At 33.4% G+C, this 6,170-nt stretch carries 7 protein-coding genes and 1 pseudogene; 3 read left to right on the top strand and 5 right to left on the bottom strand.

The annotated features are described in order from the left end of the window. The first annotated feature begins 55 nt into the window (after positions 1–55). Complete coding sequence (locus ACM6HU_RS10225; protein ID WP_016115799.1) at positions 56–523, top strand: DUF2691 family protein; 468 nt, start codon at positions 56–58, stop codon at positions 521–523. A 68-nt stretch (positions 524–591) separates the two neighbouring features. On the opposite strand, the gene ACM6HU_RS10220 is transcribed toward ACM6HU_RS10225, so the two are convergent. Then, on the bottom strand, positions 592–1,623 hold the full coding sequence (locus ACM6HU_RS10220) for an N-acetylmuramoyl-L-alanine amidase (RefSeq protein ID WP_414848127.1): 1,032 nt from the start codon (positions 1,621–1,623) through the stop codon (positions 592–594). Positions 1,624–1,625: 2 nt separating this feature from the next. On the opposite strand from ACM6HU_RS10220, the pseudogene ACM6HU_RS10215 reads away from it, so the two are divergent. Then, positions 1,626–2,231: pseudogene (locus ACM6HU_RS10215) on the top strand (transposase); the annotation flags it as partial. 607 nt (positions 2,232–2,838) lie between these two features. On the opposite strand, the gene ACM6HU_RS10210 reads toward ACM6HU_RS10215, so the two are convergent. Continuing rightward, a complete protein-coding gene (locus ACM6HU_RS10210; protein WP_033671413.1) occupies positions 2,839–3,354 on the bottom strand; it encodes a DUF3231 family protein in 516 nt (171 codons plus the stop codon). A gap of 338 nt (positions 3,355–3,692) precedes the next feature. Here ACM6HU_RS10210 and ACM6HU_RS10205 point away from each other — a divergent pair, with 338 nt between their 5' ends. Further along, positions 3,693–3,995: a WGxxGxxG family protein gene (locus ACM6HU_RS10205; protein ID WP_016115803.1), complete on the top strand. Its 303-nt coding sequence runs from the start codon at positions 3,693–3,695 to the stop codon at positions 3,993–3,995. Positions 3,996–4,283: 288 nt separating this feature from the next. Here the strand turns inward: ACM6HU_RS10205 and ACM6HU_RS10200 are convergent, their stop codons facing one another. The 3 genes from ACM6HU_RS10200 to ACM6HU_RS10190 all read right to left on the bottom strand — a co-directional run bounded on the left by ACM6HU_RS10200 (position 4,284) and on the right by ACM6HU_RS10190 (position 6,167). Next, on the bottom strand, positions 4,284–4,778 hold the full coding sequence (locus ACM6HU_RS10200) for a hypothetical protein (protein WP_016115804.1): 495 nt from the start codon (positions 4,776–4,778) through the stop codon (positions 4,284–4,286). 364 nt (positions 4,779–5,142) lie between these two features. Next, complete coding sequence (locus ACM6HU_RS10195) at positions 5,143–5,685, bottom strand: site-specific integrase (RefSeq protein WP_016115805.1); 543 nt, start codon at positions 5,683–5,685, stop codon at positions 5,143–5,145. After that, positions 5,685–6,167: an ArpU family phage packaging/lysis transcriptional regulator gene (locus ACM6HU_RS10190; RefSeq protein ID WP_016115806.1), complete on the bottom strand. Its 483-nt coding sequence runs from the start codon at positions 6,165–6,167 to the stop codon at positions 5,685–5,687. The genes ACM6HU_RS10195 and ACM6HU_RS10190 overlap by 1 nt, the downstream gene beginning before the upstream one ends. Positions 6,168–6,170 lie beyond the last annotated feature (3 nt).

The following is a 6,170-nucleotide window of genomic DNA, read 5'->3' as shown; positions in this document are numbered from 1 at the left end:
AATTAAGAGCCGGCACTTTCTTTAGATAATAAAAATAAGGGGAGACTAGCATACAATGAATATAGGCATACATTTCCATGTCCCAGAAAATAACAATTTCAATTTGTCCATATTGAAATTACTAGAACCTTTTAATTCTAACAATTTCATGTGGCAAATAGATGATGCTGAAATATACATTAAAGATAAACGCGGTAACTTTACAAATAAGATGTTGTTTGATAATGAACGTTTTATCACTGGACAAGAGTTGGAAGAAACACTGCTAAACAAAGGTTATTATTTAATTTTCTTAACAATGTGTGCTTTTCCTGATATGAAAAAGCACAGTCCAACATGGATAAGAACAGCATCAAACTTTATTAATACTGATTGCGAATTTTTATTAAGTATAGTTGATGGTTTTGATATCAGTATTTTATGTAAAGATGAGTGTTTACTTCAGAACTTGCATCAACATGTTCAAGACCTTGGTTATTTAGATACCAAGTATTTAACAGAACGTACTGCTGGAACGTTTTAACTAAGTCTAAATCAGCTAAAAAAAGAAGGATTCGATAAATCTATCAAATTCTTCTTTTCCATTACTCATTACTTCACATATACATAAGTTGAACTTGCTGTGATATAGAATATATTACCTCTACTGTTTTTCGCCTTATATTGTGGTAAACCATTCACAGATACTTTATCTAGGATAGTAAATCCTAATCCTGCATCTAAAGTACCAGCAACATCTTTATTTTGCCAAGAAGCAGAATCATAGAATCGCAGATTGTCTACTTTAGACACAATACGCTTTCCTGCAATCGGATTAACTGGCTCTTTCTTCTCAAACTTGATGTAAGAAGGATTGTTATATACCCACTGATTTCCCCCAAGATTTAGCCATCCATCTTTTTCACCCCATACTTTATAGGATTCTGGTTTATTTAACTGACGAATAACAGAGTAACTTGCACCTGGTCCCTTGCGAAGATTTACATTGTAACCTTCAATATATGCAATGCCTTCCATATTCGCTACTGGTTCGCCTGGTTTAGATGGTTGTTTCGGAACAGAAACGTCACCGTTATTATACGCACGTTGAACATCCGCACGGAATTGCGCTTCTAATACACCGTGACTGCGTAAATAATCAAGTGGATCTTCATGATCTGTACCGCCAAGATACTTTGTAACATCATAGTGTGTCCACAATCCTTTTTCTACAGATAGATTGTTATCTTTTAAGATTTCAGCTAATAATTTAACGTACTTTTCATATGAGCGTTTAAATTTTCCATAGTCTGCAGTTTCGCAAAGTTCAACATGTACAAAACGCTTATTAGCACCTGAACCAGCCCCATAAGCGATATACTTTGTATCAGCAATTTGAATTGTTTCATTCCAATCTACTGCATAATGTACGAAAGCCGAACGCCAAGTACGAGACTCATACTTTTGAATATTAATAGCTGGAGTTGCTGTACTGTGCGCAACAACGCCTTCATAAGCACCTACACCATAGCGATATGGTTGTTTCGGTAAATCTGGAATAAGTAAAACCCTATCAGCAAATGCACCCGTAACAAACGAAAATAAAATAAGTAGCGTTGCAAAAACAGAAGTACATAGTTTCATTTACCAATAAAAAAATATCAACTATTATGGCAGAGAAAAAGGCAATTCAAATACTTGAAATAGCGAAAAATTCCTATCCAGCCGTTTCTCAAAATGATGTCCTGTGTGACCAACTCAAAGTATACGCAAGACGTTATCAAGAACTTCTTCATCAAAAGGAACGTTGCATTAACAATATGGTACATCTAGCCGAACAACGTGCAGAATATAGTATCATTTTGAGCTTTCCTGGAATTGGGCCAAATACGGCTGTACGCTTAATGGCTGAAATAGGAGATATTACTCGTTTTGCGAATAACAAGCAATTGAATGCGTATGCCGGTATTGATATACGTCGCTTTCAATCAGGTAAAACTTTTTATAAAGATAAAATTAATAAACGTGGAAATAAACATTTACGAAAACTACTTTTCCTGATTATCCAAAACATGATTAAACAACGACGTTACGGGCGAAATCACATTATAGAGTACTACGATAAATTAAAAACGCAACCATATAACAAATGTCATAAAGTTGCGTCCATTGCGTGTGTAAATAAGTTACTGAAGCTTCTCTTTCATCTTATTACACACGATATACACTATGATTATCGGTTAACGGCCTAACATCATAGTTTCATTCATCATATCTCCCCCTAGTAAAAAAACGAATCCATATTAGGGGTATTTAGTATGCGTTATACGTGGATACATGTGTGATATAGATTTTTGATACTCAATCCATCAAAAATCTATAAATACAGGTTGACTAATCGTAAGAAAAAGCACCCGAATGGATGCTTTGTTATCAATTATTAATTTGTAACTTCAATTACGGTAAATGAAGTTTTATTCTTCTTCCAATCACCTAATGCTGCCGCGCTAATCTTCTATAACATTGTTAAGTAACTGGAAGAAGAGCAAAAGCCCTTCTCCGTTTACACAACGTAAATTGCAATTGAATGTGAAATCAAGAAACAACTATTCATCCAATCTGCAACCATCGCCATCGGTCATGACGATCCATTTTCAATTATCAGGAATCTTGCGAGCAATGTTTTCCGCTACTACTCACAATACAAATATAACACGCTAATTCCAAAACAACCGGCACATTTACTGCCAAAAAGCGGTCACGACTCTGCCACTTATTTTAATTTGCCAATAATCCTTATTTCCCTAGACAAGCTCATTGCAACAACCATAAAGAATAAATTGGATTTCGATTAAGGTATTATGCTTGTTCTGATTGTTGAACATGTAATGGTGGCGGAATAATCCAACCTTTTTTCTTATTCAAGCGAAGTAATATAGCTCCAGCTTGTGCTTTTTTCATATGGAATTGACCAAACATCATTCCTACATCTTCTCGGAGTGATTGTCCCATAGCTTGGCTACATGCTACTAACCCAGCAGCAAGACCTGCAGAAACCGTTGCTGCAATTTCTGCATCATTAATACGAGCACCAGGAGGAATCGTTTCAATAGATGCAACAGGTCTTTCTGGAGGTGCTGGTGGTAATGCAACACCATTTAATTTTAATAAATTTTTTAATTCTTCAACTTCTGATTGGATATCATTTTCCACAAGATTTTCTAAAAATTTCTTCAAATCCTCGTCTCCTGTGTGGTTAATAAGAACTTGATATCCAGCAATTGCACCTTGTGCCGCTGCAAGATAACTCCAAATCCCAAAGACTTCTCCGTAGTGCATTGGTTCATTTTGTGGATTTCCACTTAAAACACCCATTAAAATATTCCTCCTTAAAGAAATTAAACTCTTACCAACAATGCTTACTATAGAAAAAATTTTCCCAACCATTTTCTGGATTAAAGAAAATAAGTTCTTATAACTCATAAGGAACACCTTACCCAAATATAGTAATTACCTCTCATAGGATATACTGTTATAAAAAATTTATTCTTATAAATATATAGCAATTAACTTGACCCATTATTATCAGTACTTTTAATAATAAAAGTTAAAGATGTTTATCATAATTTCAATTCAAATGGTTTTATATATTTTCAACCGAATATTGTCTAAAGGAACTGGAGACATTACTAAATATGAAAGGAGGGAAAACCATGAAGAAAAAATTGTCATCTATTTTAGGTGCCCTATTACTAACTATTATGCTTTTTGGTACAAGCATCCATGCTGAATACGATGGATATAATACGGATAGAGTTAACAATAATAATATTACAACTCGAGTTAATGACAATAACATGAATAGAGTTAATTATGATACTAGAACTCGAAATGTGAATACAACAAATGATTTGAATAATAATCGTAAAAATAATAATTGGGCATGGCTTGGTTTATTAGGACTAGTAGGTTTATTCGGTCTTAGAAGAAAAGAAAAAGAACCAGAAAGACGTTAATGTAGAACATTGCATTTAACTTAAAAAGATACTTATTCATCAAAAAAATGCAAAATGAATAAACTATGAATCGCCTTTAATCAGGCGATTTTTTATTTTTTCAAAATCAATAATAATTATATAAAAACGGATACTATTCAATGAATTTCTTAACTTGATGGTAATAGAGCGGTACGTCCATTTAACGAACAACGCTTCTTTTTTATACCGTCGCTTCTCTTACCCATATCTGACATTGTCGAAAATAAAAAAGAAGAATACTCCTTCAAGTATTCTTCTTTTTCACTATTATTTCATATAACCGTTGCTATCAAAATAGTATTTTGTCCCGTTAATTACTAATGATTCATTTGTTGCAAGTCCATAATCTCCTGGAATAAAATACATCCATTTTCCTTGTGCGTTTTGTTCCCAACCTGACTTTTGAACTAATTTTCCTCCTGGAGCAAATAAATACCATCTTGCTCCTGCAGAACCACGGTCTATCACTATCCATCCATTTGTAGTAGAATTAATGCATTTATTGCCTGGATCAACCATAATACGTCTAGAAATATAATACCAATCTTGTTCAGATTTCACCCAACCATTATATATTGAGTTTCCATTATCGGCATATAAGTTAAAAACCCATATTTTAGAAGGGCACGTCCCTACTGTTTCTAGTTCCTTCCATTCTCCATCAGTTCCAGCTACATATGTATTAGCTGCAAAAGCATTTGTAGTAGGATAAATAACAAAAATAACAAAACATAATATCATTGCTTTTACAAATTTTTTCATAATAATCTATTTCCTCCCTAATAAATTTAATATCGTTAAATCATACTATATAAAAATATAATTGTATACTGAATTTCATAATAAATAACCAAAATTATACACTTTGAGAGACACCCATAAAAATATAGGAAATACTCTTATTAAAAGCACCGACTAGATTCACTTCAATAAGAAGATATTAATTTATAAAAAAATGTCTTAGCATTTTTTGTTTTGCCTTATGACTTACCCATATCTTATATTGTGTGTAACTGAGCCAATCGCCAAATCCCTTGATACCAATGAATTTATAAGACTTTCTTTTTTGAGTTACACAGTACGAAATTTATGGGCAACTATATAAAAACAAAAGAAAAAACAATGATTAGATTTTAAACCTAGTCATTGCTTTGTCCATTGCATCTTGGTTTACACCTATATAACGTAGCGTGACCTTCTCAGATGAGTGATTGAATATCTCCATAAGTAATGCGATGTTCTTTGTTTGCATGTACATATGATAGCCATATGTCTTTCTTAAAGTATGTGTACCAATCTCATCTAATCCAAATTCCGCTGCCGCTCCGCTTAATATCTTATATGCCATGCTGCGACCGATTGGACAGTTCTTCCCTTGCCTGTTTCGTAATAGATATTCATCATCTTCTCTTTCTTCATTGAACCATTTTAGTTCTCTTTTTAGTGATGATGTAATTTGTATTCTCTTTTGTTTGCCTGTTTTCTTTTCACGCATAGATATATGACTTCCTTTTACATCACCAACCTTTAACTTTAGTATGTCACTAATTCTTAATCCTGTATTAATGCCCATAATGAACAGAATATAATTGCGCTCGCTCTTTTCCTTAAAGTAATCTTTTAATTGTTGTATTTGCTCTGGATCACGTATTGGCTGAACAAAATTCATTATTCATTTCCTCCTGCTTCTTCTTTCTCGTAAACTTCGAGTCTAAGAGCAAAAGCAAGCTTATAAAATGCTCTAGCTTTAACACGTCGATAAGTTCGTTCACTCATCCCCAGTTCGTTATACACCATATAATCACAGATATCTTCATCTTCTAAATAGCGCTTAATAATGATGTCTCTTTGATTCCTTCCGGCTAATCCATTTCCAAAGCGGTTTAATGCTTGATCAATACGAAATGACATCTTTTCAAGCCATTCTTCTCTTTCACTTTGCTGTACATTTGCTATCGCAACATCTTCTAACGGTTTTCCAACATCGTGTGTAGGTCCATGATATCTAACTTCATAAGAAGGAGTGACTTTCATTTCTTTACGAATCATTCCAAACTGCCTATATATACGTACACTTTCAAGAACACCTTCTAATTTCTCTTGTGTTGCTGTTCTATCGATTTTTGGTAAGAAAGATAATTGTTTAGTCATGTA

It is taken from the genome of Bacillus sp. IT-79MI2 (assembly GCF_949768135.1).
In the GTDB taxonomy this organism is placed as follows: domain Bacteria; phylum Bacillota; class Bacilli; order Bacillales; family Bacillaceae_G; genus Bacillus_A; species Bacillus_A pseudomycoides.
This window is presented reverse-complemented; position numbering and strand designations above follow the sequence as displayed.